Origin of the sequence: Bradyrhizobium sp. NBAIM03 (assembly GCF_020194055.1) — a bacterium.
In the GTDB taxonomy this organism is placed as follows: domain Bacteria; phylum Pseudomonadota; class Alphaproteobacteria; order Rhizobiales; family Xanthobacteraceae; genus Bradyrhizobium; species Bradyrhizobium yuanmingense.
Genome location: NZ_JADYVS010000014.1, coordinates 185,604 through 202,055 on the forward strand (window position 1 = coordinate 185,604; position 16,452 = coordinate 202,055).

Sequence of the window (16,452 nt, forward strand, 5' to 3'; positions counted from 1 at the left end):
CGCTACGCTTCATCCGGGCTACCAACTTTGGCGCGCACGTGATGGGCCCGGAGGCACGATGCAGACCGAGCTGAACAAGGTGATCGCGGCTGTCAGGGACTTCTACGCCCACGAGGGCTTCCTGTTCGAGAAGGACGTCGGCGAGCGGGCGGTCACGCACCGTTTCGCCGTGCATCTGGAGAAGCAGTTTTCGGGCTGGTCGGTCGACTGCAATTACGACCGGCTCGGCGAGCGCACGCTGCATCTGCCGCACGGCACCATCATCTCGACCGACGACCATCTCGGTAAGTCGATCTACCCCGATGTCGTCGTGCATCAGCGCGAGATCCCGAACAATTTGCTCGCCGTGGAGATCCGCAAGGCGAGCAACCACACGCCGCTCGATCACGACCAGCACAAGCTGCGGGCGCTGACCGACGTCCATGTCTGGTTTCCCTATTGGATCGGCCTGCTCCTGGTGCTGGACAGGCAACATGTGACGATGTCGGAGGTCTATGTCAGCGGTGCCGTCGACGAGCCGCTGTCACGCTGGTTCGCCTCGCGACTGGAGGAGACCGGCCGCGCAGCTCGCGCATAGCCGAGCGCGCCATTGCGCACCTGCGCACGCTGCGAGGTCGTGAGGCAGACCATGCCGGGAGTGTGACCCCCACCACAGTTCCGGCGTGCGATCGGGCCTATCGTGGGCGGACTTGCACGCGTCGATGCCGGAGGCCTACGCTGGCTCATTCGGATCAGGTACTTTGGAGGTTCTGATGCAGAAATCATATTTGCTGGCTGCGACGGCAGCGCTGATGCTCATGATGCAATCGCCGCTCGCGCTGGCGCAGGGCGCGCCGGCCGCGGGCGGAACCGCTGCGCCTGCCGCGACAAGCACTGCGCCGGCTGCGACGACCACAGCGCCAAGCGCGACCACCGACACGTCCAGCCAGCCCACTGACGGCAAGAAGAGCGCGTCGAAGAAGCCGGCGAAGAAGAAGATGACCCGCCAGCAGGAGATCGATCATTCGGTCGACACCGGCACCGTGCCGGCGCGCTATCGCAGCTCGGTGCCCAAGCGGTACCACCAATACATTCCGTTCGCTAAGCAGTAACGGATCGCACCGTGGCGCGACGTGATCGAACGTGGTGCCGCCGATCATTCGGCGGCGTCCGGCCCTCCATTGCGCCACATCGCCGGTGGCGGTCTGCGCGAGCGGTGCTAGAGTAGGCCGAAGCCCGGGGGGAATGATGAGCGATGAGGTGAAGGATGCCGGCCTTGTGGCCATGATCAGCAGCATCCTGGGAGGCAACAAGCGCGCAGACCCTGTTGCACCGCCTCCGCTCGCCGAGGTCCCGCCGATCGTGCCGGCGGATCCCGTAGAGCCGGCCGCGACGTCCAGGTCCGAGTCCAAGCCCGAGTTCAGGTCCGATGCGGCCGAAGCCGAGAGCGCGCCCGATGCCGCAGCGGCGGCCGCCGAGCCGGCCGAGCCGCCCGCGCAAATCGCAACCACGCGGGACGGCAAGCGGCTGCTGCCGGCGGAGGCGATCGCCGATCTCGTGCTCGGCGAGCTGCGCAAGCTGGACAACTTCCCGAGTTCCGGCGTCTCGGTCACGGTCTATGGTTACCGGCACTGGAACGCGATGCTCACTTTCGCGCCGTTCTCCACCAGTTTCCAGAACGCAACCCGGTTCCGCCAGGCCGTGCCGGACCTCGTCTTCAAGCTCCGCCGTTTCGTCGAACTTGAGATATAATCTCGGTCGTCGGCGCCATGGCGTCGCAAGCGAAACAGTTCGACAGGATCTTCAATTGAGCGTCGCCTTCACCAAGGAAGAGAGCGCCGAAACCGCGTCCGAGACGCTGTTGCCGGACCGCCCGATCTCGCCGCATCCGAACCTCGTGACGGAAGCAGGCTTCAACGCATTGCAGGCGCAGCTCGCCGAAGCGCGGGCGGCCTATGAAGCCGCGCAAGCCATCGAGGACGTCAACGAGAAGCGACGGCAGTCCGCCGTGCCCCTGCGCGATCTCCGCTATCTCACGGAACGCTTGCGTACGGCGCAGGTGATGCCCGATCCTGTCGCGACCGAAATCGTTGCGTTCGGCAGCACCGTGAGCTTCAGCCGCGCTGACGGCCGCGTCCAGACCTACCGCATCGTCGGCGAGGACGAAGCCGATCCCAAGGCCGGCTCGATCTCGTTCGTCGCGCCCGTCGCGAGGTCGCTGATGGGCAAGGCGGTCGGCGACGTCGTCGGTTCAGGTGCGCAGGAGATCGAGATCCTGTCGATTGCGTAGGGGTGCGCAAGCCGAGGTGAGTTGCGTGGCAAAGAGCGCCATCGACAGCCTCAATCCCATTCGCCTAAAGCAGATCCGGAACAGCGCGAGGCCGTCGTCTCCGCCAAACGAAGTTGATGATTGGATGAGACGGTTTTTGTCTGGAGCCTTGCCGTTCTATGCGCTGGCGGGCCTCGCCATGTGCATGTACCTCGTTCTCTACAGGACGAGCCTGTTCGACCTGAACGCCATCGTCCATGGCGCGGCCGGGTCGGCATGGTTTCTAGCCTTCATGTTCGCCTGCGTGCTGGTGGAAGCGGTCTTCCCGTATTTCGGCTATTTTCCCGGCACCGCCCTCATCCTGATGTCCGTGGCGCTCAGTCCGAAGGCCGTGGACGGCTCCGTCTTCCTCGCGGCGTGGCTCGCCATCATCCTGGGCGCCGTTCTCAGCTATGGACAAGCGCGTTTCTTCAGGCCGTTTCTGCAGCGGGTGGCCTCGAAGGCGGCCTTGCGCCGATGCGAGTCCCTGTTCGACGCCTATGGCCGCTATGCGCGCATTGCCTTGTTCGTTCATCCCAACGCCTGTTCGATGTATTTCACGGCCCTCGGACTGCTCGGCCGCAGCCTGACGCGCGAGCTCGCTTATCTCTGCGTGGGTGCCGCGGCCGCAGTGGGCATTCTGTTCGTCATCGTATCCCGGCTGGTGTCGTCCATCGGCCCCACCGACAACGGCGAATTGCAGGTGCTGCTGGCAGCCGCGCTGGTCGCCATGGGGACACTGATCGGTCTCTACACGGCCTGGCGGCCGAAGGCCGCCTGAAGCCTGCTTCGTCATTGCGAGTCTGCAATGACAACGAATCGTTGTGCGTCACTCCTCCGGCAGCTCGACGCCCGTCAGCTCGGTCAATTTGCCGATGAGCCGGTCCTGAAACCTCGGATCGGTCGCCTCACGGGCCGGCGCTTGCTGCTCGAGGCGATGCCAGTAGCGCCCGCTCACGAGGGCCGCGGGATCCTCGCTGACTGCCAGCCAGGTCTGGGTCCGTTGCCCGGTTTCTATATCGACCGGGGCGCCCGCGCCGCCCATCTTCGTGCGCACCCAACCGGGATCGACGGCGTTGCAGAGGACGTCGGGCCACCGCCGCGCCAGCGCGTAGGCGAGCGCGACGACGTGCAGCTTGCTCTCGGCATAGGCCGTGGCGGCGTTCCAGGCCCGCTTGGTCCAATCGAGGTCGTCGAGCGAGCCCTCTCCGCCGCGGTGCAATCCGCTGCTGAGATAAATCAATCGAGCGGGCCGCGCGATCAGAGCCGTCAGCATGAACGGCGCAAGCGTGTTGATGGCCAGCGTCTCGGCATGGCCTTCCGGCGTCGCGCCGCGGCTCGGCCGCGTGTAGACGCCGGCATTGTGAATGACCGCATCCATGCGCCCGATCGCGTTGATCTGGTCCGCGATGCTCCGCGTCTCCCCCGCGCTCCTGAGATCGCCGATCACCAATCCCTTCGCACGCGAAGTGAGGCCGCCGAGAGCCGCGGCACGATCGGCTGAACGCGCGTGCAGCACCACGCGGTGCCCCTGATCGAGCAGCGATTGGGCCGCCGCCCGGCCGAGGCCATCGGTGCTGCCGGTGATGAATATGGTCGCCATGGGGCTCTCCTAGGTGTTTCGGGACGCAATCTACGGCGCTCGCGGCACGTGGGTCCCGCGATCCCCCTGGCGCCAGCACCAGGCGGACCCGAGGTAATCGGCCTCCAGCGGCATTGTGTGAAACTTGCCGCTTCGGTCGATCACGAGGACGAATTGACGCGTAGTCGATCGAAAATCAACTCACGGTATGTCTGGTCGGAAGCACCTGATGGTGAAATAATTCCCGGCGCTTTCTTGATTAAATTTTGACGTCGGCCGCGAACCGGCTGCCGACACGGATTTTCATCATGGCCGCGCTTCCTCAGGGCGTTGTGGCGGAATTGCAGCAGGAGAACGCGCGGCTCCTGGCCGAGTTGCGCGCCGCACAAGATCGCGAGACCGCCACCGCGGACATTCTCAAGATCATTGCCAGCTCGCCATCGGAGGTGAAGCCGGTATTCGATGCAATCGCGAGGCGCGCAAATGCCTTGCTTGGCGGCTTTTCGACGACCGTATTCCGCTTCATCGACGGCAATGCCCACTTGGCGGCGTTCACGCCGACGAATTCTGCCGCCGATGAAGCTTTGAAGAAGATGTTTCCGCGTCCGATCACCGATTTCGAGAGTTTTGCGAGGACACAGGCGGGCAAGGTGGTGCCGACCCCCGATACGGAAGCGTTGACGAACGAGATCAAATTCATCGCGCGCGCCCGCGGCTTTCGCAGCATGTTGTTCGTTCCGCTCGCGACTGGCGGCGTGGTGATCGGCATGATCAGCGTCACGCGGGCAGAGCCGGGGGCCTTCGCTCCGCATCACGTGCAGCTTCTGCAGACCTTCGCCGACCAGGCCGTCATCGCCATAGAGAACGTGCGGCTGTTCGACGAGGTGCAGGCGCGTACCGACGACTTGCGGGAATCGCTGCAGCAGCAGACCGCGACCGCCGATGTGTTGAAAGTCATCAGTCGCTCCGCGTTCGATTTGCAAACGGTTCTCGACACGCTGACGGAATCGGCGGCGTCGCTGTGTGGGGCCGACATGGCGGCAATCCTCCGGCAGGACGCCGATGGCTCCTTCTATCACGCAACTCGGTACAATTTCTCGCCGGAGTGGGCCAAGGTCTCGGCGGGCGTTCGGCTCAATGCTGGACGCGGTAGCCTCGTTGGGCGCGTCCTGCTGTGCGGCAAGGCTGTTCAGATTCCGGATGTCCTGGTCGATCCCGACTATGCCTATCCCGAGCAACAGAGGGCCGGCGGTTACCGCACCCTTCTGGGCGTACCCCTGCTGCGGTCCGGAGAAGTGATCGGCGTGCTATTCCTAGGCCGCAAGACCGCGAACTCGTTCACGGACAAGCAGATCGACCTGGTCTCCACTTTCGCTGATCAGGCCGTGATCGCGATTGAGAATGTGCGGCTGTTCGATGAGGTACAGGCGAAGACGCGCGATCTCGCCGAATCGCTCCAGCAGCAAACTGCGACCGCCGACGTGCTGAAGGTGATCAGCCGCTCGACCTTCGACCTGCAAACCGTGCTCGACACGCTGGTCGATTCGGCGGCACGGCTGTGCGAGGCGGAGATGGCCTTCATCATGCGCCGCGAGGGCGATGAATATCAGGCCGGAGCAGCGGTCGGGTTTTCCGAGGACTACATTGCCTTTCTGCGGGCTCATCCGATCGCTCCCGGCCGGGGCACGGTCACGGGTCGAGCCGTCCTCGAACGCCGTCCGGTGCAAATCCTCGACGTCGCTGCCGATCCCGAATACGGCCTGGAGGCGTCGATCACGATCGCTGGTCAGCGCACGGCGCTCGGTGTTCCCCTTCTCCGCGAAAATGAGCCGATCGGCGCGATCGTGGTCGCCCGCAAGCGCGTGCAGCCCTTCACCGAAAAGCAGATCGAACTCGTCGCCACCTTTGCCGACCAGGCGGTGATCGCCATTGGCAATGTGCGTCTGTTCGAGCAATTGAATGAATCGCTGGCGCGGCAGACGGCAACGTCGGAGGTGCTGGAGATCATAAGCGCTTCATCGGGCGCGCTCGCTCCGGTCTTCCACAAGATGCTGGAGAATGCGACGCGAATTTGCGGCGCCGGCTTTGGCACCATGAATCTGTACGAGGAGGGCGGCTTTCGCACGGTCGCATTGCACAACGCGCCGCAAGCTTATGTCGATACCCGGCTCTACCAGAACATTCGCCCACATCCCGCGAGCGGGCTCGGCACCGTCGAGAAGAGTCATCAGACCGTTCATATCGACGACATCAGGACGCAGCCGCCCTATATCGAAGGCAACCCCAATGTTCGCGCGCTCGCTGACCTTGCCGGCGCAAGGACCCTCGTCATCGTTCCCATGCTCAAGGAAGATGAGCTGATTGGCACGATCACGATCTTCCGTCAGGAAGTGAAACCCTTCACAGACAAGCAGATCGAGCTCGTGTCCAACTTCGCACACCAGGGCGTGATCGCGATCGAGAATGCACGCCTGCTGAATGAACTGCGCGAGCGCACCATGGAATTGTCGCAATCGCTCGAGGAATTGCGAAATACGCAGGATCGGCTGGTCCAGACCGAGAAGCTTGCCTCGCTCGGGCAACTCACCGCCGGCATTGCGCACGAGATCAAGAACCCGCTCAATTTCGTCAACAATTTTGCTGCGCTATCCTCCGAACTGACCGACGAGCTCGGCGACGCGCTGCGCTCAGCCGGCCTCGGCGAGGTGGAAAGGCAGGACATCGACGCGCTGATCCACATGCTGCAAGGTAACCTGGAAAAGATCGTGCAGCACGGAACGCGCGCCGATTCCATCGTCAAGAATATGCTTCTGCACTCCCGCGAGGGGTCCGGCGAACGCCGCGCGGCGGAGATCAACGCCATCCTCGAAGAAAGTCTCAACCTGGCCTATCACGGAGCCCGCGCTGAAAGAGCCGGCTTCAATATCACGCTTGAAAGAAAACTCGATCCGTCTGCGGGAGCCCTCGAGCTGTATCCGCAGGAAATCACGCGGGTGTTCCTCAATCTGGTTTCAAACGGTTTCTACGCGGCCAGCAAACAAAAGGAGGTCGTCGGTGACGGCTTCGAGCCAAGGCTGCGTGCGACGACCACAGACCTCGGCGGCGCCGTCGAAATTCGCATTCGCGACAATGGCACCGGCATCCCGGCCGACGTCAGAGAGAAGATATTCAATCCATTCTTCACGACCAAGCCGGCCGGCGAAGGAACTGGCCTTGGGCTTTCGATCTGCCACGACATCATCGTGAAGCAGCACGGCGGCAGCATCGAGGTCGATACCGAGCCGGGCGAATATACCGAGTTCATCATTACGCTGCCGCGTACGCGGGCGGCACCATTGTAGAGCGGAGGCAGAAATTGAGCGTCTATATCATGGTGGTCGACGACGAGCCCGATGTCGAGGCGCTGTTCCGCCAGCAGTTTCGGCGCGATCTGCGCGCCGGTCGTTTTCTGATGGAGTTTGTATCCTCGGCGCCCCTGGCATTGCAGCGCGCGGCCGAGATAGCGGATGCCACCCTGATTCTGATCCTGTCCGACATCAACATGCCCGGAATGAGCGGACTGGAGATGCTGCCTATCGTGCGCTCGGCCCGCCCCGATGTACCGGTTATCATGATCACGGCCTACGGTGATGCCGAGACCAAGCGCAAGGCGCTGGAGAAGGGCGCCGCCGACCTGTTGACCAAGCCAATCGACTTCGCCGCGCTGCGCCAGGAGATCGATGCGAGGCTTGAGCAGGCCGCATGATTGCAACCGTTGCCGGTGGCAAACGAGAGCGGCTCGCAAAGTGAAGCTGTTGCAGACGCCGCCCCAATTGAGAGCATGCATCCACCGTCAATCTTCGTCAGAAAATCGGAGATTCGAAATGAAGACGCTCCTGGTCCCGCTTCAGAATATTCCGATGATGACAGCTACGCTCGCTGTGGCCGTAGGCCTAGCGCGTCGCACCGGCGCCTATATCGAAGGCTTTCCACTCCGGTTCGGCATCCCTCAATATGCGGCCGCCGAATTGGCCACCGGCATTCTCCTGGACACGTATCAAGTGAAGAGCGAAGCCGAACTGAACGACATGCGGAACTTTTTCGAAGCATTCATGCTGAAGCATGATGTTCCCCGCGCCACCGCAGGGTCGAACCCGCCTTGCTTCGGCTGGCTGGAGACCGCGCCTGAGGGCGAAGACTTTGTCGGAAGTTATGGGCGCGCTTTCGATCTGATCGTGATGGCGCGGTCTGACATTGATGCGGTGGGCCCTCACCGCCGCGCGATTGAGTCCGCGCTGTTTGAGAGCGGCAGGCCCGTTCTACTGGCGCCGTCGAATGGACCAAGAAGCGTCGCAACGAACATTATGATCCACTGGAACGGGAGTACCGAGCAAGCTCGGGCAAACGCATTTGCCATGCCGTTGCTTCGTCTGGCCGAAAGGGTATCGGTCCTAACCGTTGTCGGCGGCCAAGCGGTGCCAGGACCGTCTGCCGGTCAGATCGCTCGGCAACTCCAATACAATGGCATTGCGGCCAGCTTGATCAGCGTTGAGCTGGACGGGCGCGAAACTGGTGAGGCGGTCCTCGATGCCGCCAGGGCACACGGTTGCGATCTATTGATCAAAGGAGCCTTCACCCGCACGCGGCTACGGCAGATGATATTCGGTGGAGCGACCAGCTATATCATGGAGCACGCGGATATCTCCGTCCTTATGGCTCACTAGCGCGCAAAAGGCCTGGTTTTATCGCCATTGGTGAGGCAAAAATCCATTGCTTTACAGAGCGACCGGCGCATGGCTTTGGCTATCAACATTCGGTCCGACCATTCCTCCGCAGAGCGCATCGAAGCCTTGTGGGATGAAGTTGCCGCGTTTGAGAGCCAGCCTTCGATGAGGGGGCTCGGTTATCGGCCGCATTTCACATTCGCCATTTATGATGCGCCCGAGATTACCGCGAAGACCGCGTGGGAGACCATGCTCCGCGCAGTTGGAGGCGAAGGGCCATTGCAGGTCGCGTTCAGGCGAATTTGTTGGTTCGCAGGTCCGCCGCTCGTGCTCTGGGCGGAGCCGGAGTTCGATGAAACGCTCGTCCGGTGGCACGCTTCCATCAGCGCTGCAATCGATCCAGCCTTGTGTCGGCTGCATTATCGGCCGGAAAACTGGCGACCTCATTGCACGCTCGGCACACAAATCGCCGACGCAAAGCGCGATGACGCGATCGCTTTCGCGCAGTCATTCAGCGGCAGCATCAGCGTGCTGTTCGACGTCGTGGATTGCGTTTCTTTTCCGCCAGTGCGCGTGGTTGCGGAGCAGAGATTGCCGGTTCGGGCTCCATGAAGTGGTGATCATTCGTCGAGCCCGCAGATCATTTGTAATCGATCCGGATCGAGCCGACCTTCTCATCGTGCCGGATGAAGCCTCCCTCGACCCCTGGCATCATCGCAATTTCGACGACGTTGCTCCCGCGCCAGCTGGGTAGTATCTCCGCGTGACCGGCGAAGCCAAGGAATGCGTGGTTGCGATCAGGTGAAAAGGTCCGGTCCATCGGTGCGATGCTCGCATATGTGGAATCCGGAACCGTTGCGTTGCATTCCTGCCTGAAGACGAACACGGCCTTGGTGCCGTCGGGCGACCACGTCGAGCTCAGGACCACGTTGCGGCAGCTGGCAAATCCTTCGAGTGCGAACCAGATGAGACCAACCATGGCCGCGATTCCGATGCCGGCCACAGCAAGCACCGCGATCGCGATTCGTACCCAGAGTTTCGAAGGAGGGCGAGGGAGCGTCATCCAGCTCATCCATGAATCTCTAAGCCGGCGATGCCGTGCGGGCCCTCAGGCGCAGCATGCTCATCAAGCGTGCGCCCCTCCCGATGATGCCATCATGCCCCTGTTTTGCCCGACGGAGCAAGGAAAATTCGGAAAAGTCGCAACCCTTTGATCCGACTGAGGTCGGCTACTGTGCATGGGGTTGTTTTCGAATTTTTGACAGAGCGGAAGCAAGACCCCCGGTCCGTCTACGCTCTTTGAGCTACGCCGGACACGCTTCGCTGCCATTGGGGGTGGCTGCGCCACGCGAAGCCTTTTGGCGAAGCGTGGTGGGCGCACAAGGGATCGAACCTTGGACCTCTCCCGTGTGAAGGGAACGCTCTCCCGCTGAGCTATGCGCCCGGGACCATCATGCAGGCGGCCGCAACCTTGGGCCGGCCGGCACATCGGAGCCCGCGATTTAGAAGTGCCGGCCCAAGGTGTCAAGTTTTCAAGCCGTCGCCGGGGCGGAAAACCTTCGTCAGGTCGCGCCTTCCGCAGGGGAAGCCGGATTTTGGCCGGTTACGCGCCCTGCTGGCGGGCGCGGGAGGCGTGGGCCTGGAGCGCGCGGATGCGCTCGGCCAGCGTTCCACCGCCTTCGGGCAGGCGGGGCGCAGAACCGCTGCTGGTCGCGGCGCCGCCCGTCGCGGCGTCGTTGGCCGGGCGCGGCGCCGGCTTCGGCGGCTGGCCGGCCTCGGCCGCGAGCAGCGCCTCGATTGGCGAGTTCGGGCCTTCGAGCTGCATCGCGAGTTTTGCCACCTCGGCCGCGATGTCGTTGATGCGCTCGCGCAGAAGCGCGTTCTCCATGCGCTCGGTCGCCCAGGAACTCTCGGCCTGCTGCTGAATCGCGTTGATGTCGCGCTGGAGTTTCGCGCGTTCGTCGCGTGCGCTGCGCAGCTGCTCCTCCAGCGCGGCCTTTTCCGCGCGCAGCTGCTCCATCGCAGCCGACGACTTGCCGCCGCTGAGGCCCGCGATCTCGACGCGCAGCTCCTTGATGGTGCGCTCGTTGGCCTCGTTGGCCTGGCGCAGCTGGTTGTTCTCGTAGTCGCGCTCGGCGAGCAGCTTGCCCTGCGTGGCAAGGCGTCCTTCGAGATCGGCGACGCGGCTCGACAGCATCTCGGCCTCCTTGACCTGCACGATGAGCTGGCGGTCGAGCTCGGTGACGCGCTGGCTCAGATTCTCGACGCGGCCGCGCGCCTCGCCGAGCTCGCGCGAGGCGGTCTCGGATTCGGTGCGCTCCTGTGCGAGGCGCGCTTGCGTCGCGGCAAATTCCTTCTCGGCATCGCCGACCCGGTGCTTCAATTCCTCGATCTGCGCGCGCACTGCGACCAGCTCGACCTGGCGGCTCTCCGCCATCATCGAGCGGTCGGACAGTTCGGAGTTGATCTTGGCGAGCTCGGCCTGCTTGTCCGTCAACGCGATCTCGGCTTCGCGCAAGGACGCCGTCTTGGCGGCGAATTCCTCCTCGGTGGCGCGGAGCTGCTCTTTCACCGCCTTCTCGCGCGCCTCCAGCGCGAAGATGGTGGCGTTCTTCTCGCCGAGCTCGATCTTCATGCGGTTGATGGCGTCGCTCTTCTTGCCGAGCTCGGCGAGCTGGCTCGTGGTCTTGTTCTTGAGCTGCTCGACGCTCATCTCGAGCCGCCGCGCGGACATCGCGAATTCGGCGCGGAGCTGGTCCTTGTCGGCCTGGATCTCGGCCATCGATAGCGGGGTGGCGGCCTCGAGCCGGCGCGTGGTCAGGCGCACCGCGCGGTTATGCACCAGCGGCACGATCGCAAGCCCGCACAGCATCGAGAGCAGGAAACCGATCGCCAGGTACATGATCGGTTCGACCATGGGCCAGAACTCCCAAGCTTAAGGAAAAATTCACCAACGACAATGCCATGGCGGGCCGGCAGAAAGCCAGCCCCGCTCTGTCGTTAACCTTGATCGGTGGGCAGTGGGGAGGACGTGGGCCTAGAACGGGTTCCAGGTCGCCCGCGGGGTGTATTTGAGATAGCCGATATTGGCGCCGAGGCGCAGGCCGAGCCCGGAGCGGATCGGCACCAGCACGATGTTGTTGGAGGTCAGCGCGGTCATGCCGAAGCCGCCGATGATGTAGGCCGAGCCGTCGATGCCGGCGAAGCGCTGGTAGATCGCGTTGGTGGCCGGCAGGTTGTAGACCAGCGTCATGGTGCGGGCGCCGTCGCCGCCCCAGTCGAAGCCGAGCGAGGGGCCCTGCCAATAGACGCGCAAATCGCCGGCGTTCTTGGTGTAGAGCGTGCCCTCGCCATAGCGCAGGCCGGCGACGAAGGCGCCGGAGCCTTCCTCACCCAGGATGTAGCCGTTCGGCAGGCCCCATTGGCTGACCGCCTTCTCGATGATCGAGGCGAGCCCGCGCGAGACGTTGCCGAAGAAGCGATGGCCGGCGGTGACGAGCTCGTCCGGCCCATAGGTATTGGGCGTCGGGGTCCGCTGCGGCGGCGGCAGGTCAGGCGGCGGCGCCTGCTGGGCGGAGGCCGGCACGATCCAGCCGATCATCGCGGCAAGCGCGAGCGCAGCAAGGCGTGATGCGAAAGTCATAAAAGAACCCCTGGTACCGAATCCGGTCGCTTCCTTAACCTCACGCCAACAGGCATGGCCCTAGGTTGCGCCGGATGTCCCCTCGACTCGGATGTTATCCGCAGCAACTATGACGGCACAACGGCAGGAAGATAGCCCTTTGCGCCCCGGAATTGCCTTGATCGCCCGCCGCCTCTGCCTGCTGGCGGGCATTTGGATCCTCGGTGCCGGCGGACCGACAGGGGCCGCCACCACCGAGCGGATCGTCGTCAACCGCTTCAGCGGCGTCGCCATCGAGGGCTTCGACCCCGTCGCTTATTTCGTCGCCGGCGCGGCCGTGCAGGGGACGGCGGAGTTCGAGGCGAACCTCTGGGGGGCCGTCTGGCGCTTCCGGAACGAGGGCAACCGCGCCTCTTTCCAGGCCCATCCCGAAATCTACGGACCGCAATTCGGCGGCTATGATCCGGTCGATATCGCCCGCGGCGTCACCGTCCCCGCCAATCCGCATTTCTTCGCGATCGTGGCGCAGCGGCTCTATTTGTTCAGCCGGGAAGACAATCGCGACGCCTTCGTCGCCGATCCCGAGCGCTTCCTCTATGAGGTGGGCAAGCGCTGGCCGGCCCTGCAGGAGAAGCTCGGGCAGTAACGAGCCCTGGTCAGTCGCAGCCTACCGCCTGCGGGTCGCCCCACGCGATGAATTCCGGGATGATGAAGCCGGTATCGCGGCGCTGGCCAAATCGGAGCTCGCCGCCCTTGCCGTCGGTCACCTTGCCGCCGGCCGCGGTCACGACCGCGCAGCCGGCTCCGACGTCCCATTCCGAGGTCGGCCCGAAACGGGGATAGATGTCGGCGCCGCCTTCCGCGATGCGGCCGAATTTCACGGCCGAGCCGCACGTCATCCTGACGGCATTGGGCCTGTCGGCGATGAACGCCTCGCTTCTGGCATCGCCGTGCGAACGGCTCACTGTGGCGATCCAAGGCTCCCCGCGCGCCGGCAGCTTGCGGGTGCGGATCGGCTCGGCGGCGGCGATCGTCGCGCCGTTGAACCTCACGCGCTCGGCGCCGCGGCTGACGATGCCGCGCCAGAGCAGGCCGAGTGCGGGTGCGGAGACGATGCCGAGCAGCGGCCCGCCGTCCGTCACCAAGGCGAGGTTGACGGTGAACTCGTCGCGGCCGGCGACGAACTCCTTGGTCCCGTCGAGCGGATCGATCAGGAAGAAGCTGCCCTGGAACGGCGGGGAGGCGAGCTGGGTCCGCTCCTCCGACAGCGTCGGAACGTCGCCCGCGAGCTGCGCGAGTCCGTCCGCGATGATGCGGTCGGCGGCAAGGTCGGCCTCGGTCACCGGCGAGCCATCCTGCTTGCCGTCGATCCGCATGGCCGCGCGGTTGACGGCGAGGATCGCCTCGCCCGCCTTCACCACCAGCGCAGTCAGCGGCTCCATCAGGCCGGCAGCGGCCGCTCCGTCAATGATCCGTTTCACCTGCATGCCTCATCTGTCGGCAATATCGTTCCTCGTCCACTGATTCGCCCCGATCGATTCGCTTGGGGCTTATGGCCGCCTCGAACCGATCGCAAGCTAGCTGCCGCGGGGTTGCGAATGTTAGAACCCGCAGCATCCGTCAAGCATGCGTGATTCGCGGCGTCCAGCGCCGTGCAATTCCAGGAACCCTCCAGGACCCCATTATATGTCTGACGCTTCGTCGCCCGCGACCACTGCCGCTCCCGATATGCTCGAACTCGCCGCGCTGCTTTGCTCGCGGGTCTGCCACGATCTCATCAGCCCCGTCGGCGCCATCGTCAACGGGCTCGAAGTGCTCGACGACGATCCCAAGCCCGAGGACCGCGAGTTCGCGCTCGACCTGATTCGCAAAAGCGCCAAGACGGCCTCCGCCCGGCTGCAGTTCTGCCGCCTTGCCTTCGGCGCGGCCGGCTCCTCCGGCGCGCAGATCGATCTCGGCGATGCCCACACCATGGCGAAGGGCCATATCGAGGACGGCAAGTGCTCGATCACCTGGAATCTGCCGCGGCTGCTGCTGCCGAAGAACCGCGTCAAGCTGCTGCTCAACATGCTGGTCGTCGCCCAGCACACGATCCCGCGCGGCGGCATGCTGACGGTCGATCCGGTCGGCGAGGGCGAGGTGATGAGCTTTCGCATCACCGCGACCGGACACAATGCACGCCTGCCGCAGAACATCTCCGAACTCCTGAGCGGCGAGCGCGGGCCGGCTGCCGATGCGCATGCGATCCAGCCTTATTATACGCGGCTGCTCGCGCAGGCCTGCGGGCTCACCGTGACGCTCAAGCCGGAAGGCGAAGCCATCATCGTTACCGCTTCGTAAACGCGAAGCGTCGTTTCCGACGCGTTAATGCAATCTTTACGAGGCGCTTCGGCTTGTCCGGAGCGCCTTATCTCTTTGTTGGTGCCGTTCTTTTGCACATACTCAACCAATATTAAACGCTTTGCGGTGAAGCTGGCCCCATTCCGAAATGGCGCATCACGCCTCGTGCGCGCCCTTCCTGTATGAAGGCCTGTTTTCATGGATGATCTGTTGCGGGAGTTTCTGACGGAGACCAGCGAGAGCCTGGACACCGTGGACAATCAGCTGGTGAAGTTCGAGCAGGAGCCGAACAACGCCAAGATCCTGGATAACATCTTCCGCCTGGTCCACACCATCAAGGGCACCTGCGGCTTCCTCGGCCTGCCGCGGCTGGAAGCGCTGGCCCATGCCGGCGAGACCCTGATGGGCAAATTCCGTGACGGCATGCCTGTGACTGCCGAGGCGGTGACGGTGATCCTGTCCTCGATCGACCGCATCAAGGAGATTTTGGCTGGCTTGGAGGCGACCGAGGCCGAGCCGGAGGGGAACGACCGCGATCTCATCGACAAGTTGGAAGCCATGGTCGAGCAGGGCATGGCGGCGATGTCCGGCTCGGCTCCCGTTGCCGATGCGCCGCCGCTGGTGCCGGAAGCGCCCGCCGCTGCAGCCGCCCCCGCCAAGGAGATGACCATGGGCACGCTGGTCGATCAGACCCTGGAGCGTCCGCTGCGTCCGGGCGAGGTCTCGCTCGACGAGCTCGAGCGCGCCTTCCGCGAGACCGCGATCGAAGCGCCGGTGCCCGCGCCCGTGGCCAAGGCTGAGGTTAAGGCCGAGCCGGCTGCTGAAGCCGCAAAGCCCAAGGAGAAGGCCGCGCCGAAGAAGTCGATGGCCGACGAGATGGCGGGCGAGGGCGACCGCATCGCCAACCAGTCGATCCGCGTCAACGTGGATACGCTGGAGCACCTGATGACCATGGTCTCCGAGCTGGTCCTGACCCGCAACCAGCTCTTGGAGATCTCCCGCCGCAACGAGGACACCGAGTTCAAGGTGCCGCTGCAGCGCCTCTCCAACGTCACCGCCGAGCTGCAGGAAGGCGTCATGAAGACGCGCATGCAGCCGATCGGCAATGCCTGGCAGAAGCTGCCCCGCATCGTCCGCGACCTCTCATCCGAACTCGGCAAGCAGATCGAGCTCGAGATGCACGGCGCCGACACCGAGCTCGACCGCCAGGTGCTCGATCTGATCAAGGACCCGCTCACTCACATGGTGCGCAACTCCGCCGATCATGGCCTCGAGACCCCCGCCGAGCGCCTCGCCAGCGGCAAGGGCGAGCAGGGCACCATCCGCCTCTCCGCCTATCACGAGGGCGGCCACATCATCATCTGCATCGCCGACAACGGACGCGGCCTCAACACCGAGAAGATCAAGGCCAAGGCGCTCTCCTCCGGTCTCGTCACCGAGGCCGAGCTCGAGAAGATGAGCGAAGCCCAGATCCACAAGTTCATCTTCGCGCCGGGCTTCTCCACTGCCGCCGCCATCACCTCGGTGTCGGGCCGCGGCGTCGGCATGGACGTGGTGCGCACCAATATCGACCAGATCGGCGGCACCATCGACATCAAGTCGGTCGCGGGCGAAGGAAGCTCCGTCACCATCAAGATCCCGCTGACGCTCGCCATCGTCTCGGCCCTGATCGTCGAAGCCGCCGGCGACCGCTTTGCGATCCCGCAGCTCTCGGTGGTCGAGCTGGTCCGCGCCCGCGCCAACTCCGAGCACCGCATCGAGCGCATCAAGGACACCGCGGTGCTCAGGTTGCGCAACAAGCTGCTGCCGCTGATCCATCTGAAGAAGCTCCTGAAGATCGACGACGGCGCGGCCTCCGATCCCGAGAACGGCTTCATCGTGGTGACGCAAGTCGGCAGCCAGACCTTTGGCATCGTCG

17 protein-coding genes and 1 tRNA gene are annotated in these 16,452 nt (G+C 64.0%); 12 read left to right on the forward strand and 6 right to left on the reverse strand.

Features of this window, described 5'->3' with window-relative positions:
- Positions 1–58: 58 nt before the first annotated feature.
- The 5 genes from I6F21_RS21980 (at position 59) to I6F21_RS22000 (ending at position 3,068) form a co-directional block, all read left to right on the forward strand.
- Positions 59–577 carry a hypothetical protein gene (locus tag I6F21_RS21980; RefSeq protein WP_036009755.1) on the forward strand — a complete coding sequence of 173 codons (519 nt, stop codon included), beginning with the start codon at positions 59–61 and terminating at the stop codon, positions 575–577.
- A gap of 175 nt (positions 578–752) precedes the next feature.
- Positions 753–1,091, forward strand: coding sequence for a hypothetical protein (locus I6F21_RS21985; protein ID WP_128266570.1), 339 nt, complete (start codon positions 753–755; stop codon positions 1,089–1,091).
- Between the two features lie 136 nt (positions 1,092–1,227).
- On the forward strand, positions 1,228–1,731 hold the full coding sequence (locus I6F21_RS21990) for a hypothetical protein (RefSeq protein ID WP_109145964.1): 504 nt from the start codon (positions 1,228–1,230) through the stop codon (positions 1,729–1,731).
- Between the two features lie 55 nt (positions 1,732–1,786).
- Positions 1,787–2,269, forward strand: a complete 483-nt coding sequence (gene greA, locus I6F21_RS21995) for a transcription elongation factor GreA (protein WP_036009784.1) — start codon at positions 1,787–1,789, stop codon at positions 2,267–2,269.
- Between the two features lie 124 nt (positions 2,270–2,393).
- Positions 2,394–3,068, forward strand: coding sequence for a hypothetical protein (locus I6F21_RS22000; RefSeq protein ID WP_225142088.1), 675 nt, complete (start codon positions 2,394–2,396; stop codon positions 3,066–3,068).
- Between the two features lie 48 nt (positions 3,069–3,116).
- On the opposite strand, the gene I6F21_RS22005 is transcribed toward I6F21_RS22000, so the two are convergent.
- Positions 3,117–3,890 (reverse strand): SDR family NAD(P)-dependent oxidoreductase, encoded by a 774-nt coding sequence (locus I6F21_RS22005; RefSeq protein WP_225183411.1) that lies wholly within the window; start codon positions 3,888–3,890, stop codon positions 3,117–3,119.
- Positions 3,891–4,177: 287 nt separating this feature from the next.
- Here I6F21_RS22005 and I6F21_RS22010 point away from each other — a divergent pair, with 287 nt between their 5' ends.
- The 4 genes from I6F21_RS22010 (at position 4,178) to I6F21_RS22025 (ending at position 9,184) form a co-directional block, all read left to right on the forward strand.
- Positions 4,178–7,210, forward strand: coding sequence for a GAF domain-containing protein (locus I6F21_RS22010; protein ID WP_225142086.1), 3,033 nt, complete (start codon positions 4,178–4,180; stop codon positions 7,208–7,210).
- Between the two features lie 14 nt (positions 7,211–7,224).
- Positions 7,225–7,614, forward strand: coding sequence for a response regulator (locus I6F21_RS22015; RefSeq protein WP_036009791.1), 390 nt, complete (start codon positions 7,225–7,227; stop codon positions 7,612–7,614).
- A 118-nt stretch (positions 7,615–7,732) separates the two neighbouring features.
- Positions 7,733–8,572 (forward strand): universal stress protein, encoded by an 840-nt coding sequence (locus I6F21_RS22020; protein ID WP_225126679.1) that lies wholly within the window; start codon positions 7,733–7,735, stop codon positions 8,570–8,572.
- A gap of 69 nt (positions 8,573–8,641) precedes the next feature.
- Complete coding sequence (locus I6F21_RS22025; protein WP_225126678.1) at positions 8,642–9,184, forward strand: 2'-5' RNA ligase family protein; 543 nt, start codon at positions 8,642–8,644, stop codon at positions 9,182–9,184.
- Between the two features lie 28 nt (positions 9,185–9,212).
- On the opposite strand, the gene I6F21_RS22030 is transcribed toward I6F21_RS22025, so the two are convergent.
- From I6F21_RS22030 to I6F21_RS22045, 4 genes are all read right to left on the reverse strand, one after another.
- A complete protein-coding gene (locus I6F21_RS22030) occupies positions 9,213–9,644 on the reverse strand; it encodes a hypothetical protein (protein WP_225126677.1) in 432 nt (143 codons plus the stop codon).
- 297 nt (positions 9,645–9,941) lie between these two features.
- A tRNA-Val gene (locus I6F21_RS22035) sits at positions 9,942–10,016 on the reverse strand.
- 159 nt (positions 10,017–10,175) lie between these two features.
- The gene (locus tag I6F21_RS22040) at positions 10,176–11,489 is read right to left on the reverse strand and encodes a hypothetical protein (RefSeq protein ID WP_225126676.1); all 1,314 of its coding nucleotides are present in this window, start codon (positions 11,487–11,489) and stop codon (positions 10,176–10,178) included.
- A gap of 120 nt (positions 11,490–11,609) precedes the next feature.
- Positions 11,610–12,215, reverse strand: coding sequence for a DUF1134 domain-containing protein (locus I6F21_RS22045; protein ID WP_036009799.1), 606 nt, complete (start codon positions 12,213–12,215; stop codon positions 11,610–11,612).
- A 139-nt stretch (positions 12,216–12,354) separates the two neighbouring features.
- Here I6F21_RS22045 and I6F21_RS22050 point away from each other — a divergent pair, with 139 nt between their 5' ends.
- A complete protein-coding gene (locus I6F21_RS22050) occupies positions 12,355–12,840 on the forward strand; it encodes a YHS domain-containing (seleno)protein (RefSeq protein ID WP_036009801.1) in 486 nt (161 codons plus the stop codon).
- A 10-nt stretch (positions 12,841–12,850) separates the two neighbouring features.
- Here the strand turns inward: I6F21_RS22050 and I6F21_RS22055 are convergent, their stop codons facing one another.
- On the reverse strand, positions 12,851–13,681 hold the full coding sequence (locus I6F21_RS22055) for a 3'(2'),5'-bisphosphate nucleotidase CysQ (protein ID WP_225142085.1): 831 nt from the start codon (positions 13,679–13,681) through the stop codon (positions 12,851–12,853).
- A gap of 199 nt (positions 13,682–13,880) precedes the next feature.
- Between I6F21_RS22055 and I6F21_RS22060 the strand changes: the two genes are divergently transcribed.
- Together I6F21_RS22060 and I6F21_RS22065 are read left to right on the forward strand one after the other, a co-directional pair.
- Positions 13,881–14,534 (forward strand): histidine phosphotransferase family protein, encoded by a 654-nt coding sequence (locus tag I6F21_RS22060; RefSeq protein ID WP_036009803.1) that lies wholly within the window; start codon positions 13,881–13,883, stop codon positions 14,532–14,534.
- Positions 14,535–14,732: 198 nt separating this feature from the next.
- The coding region (locus I6F21_RS22065) for a chemotaxis protein CheA (protein WP_225183412.1) at positions 14,733–16,452 on the forward strand (1,720 nt) is incomplete at its 3' end.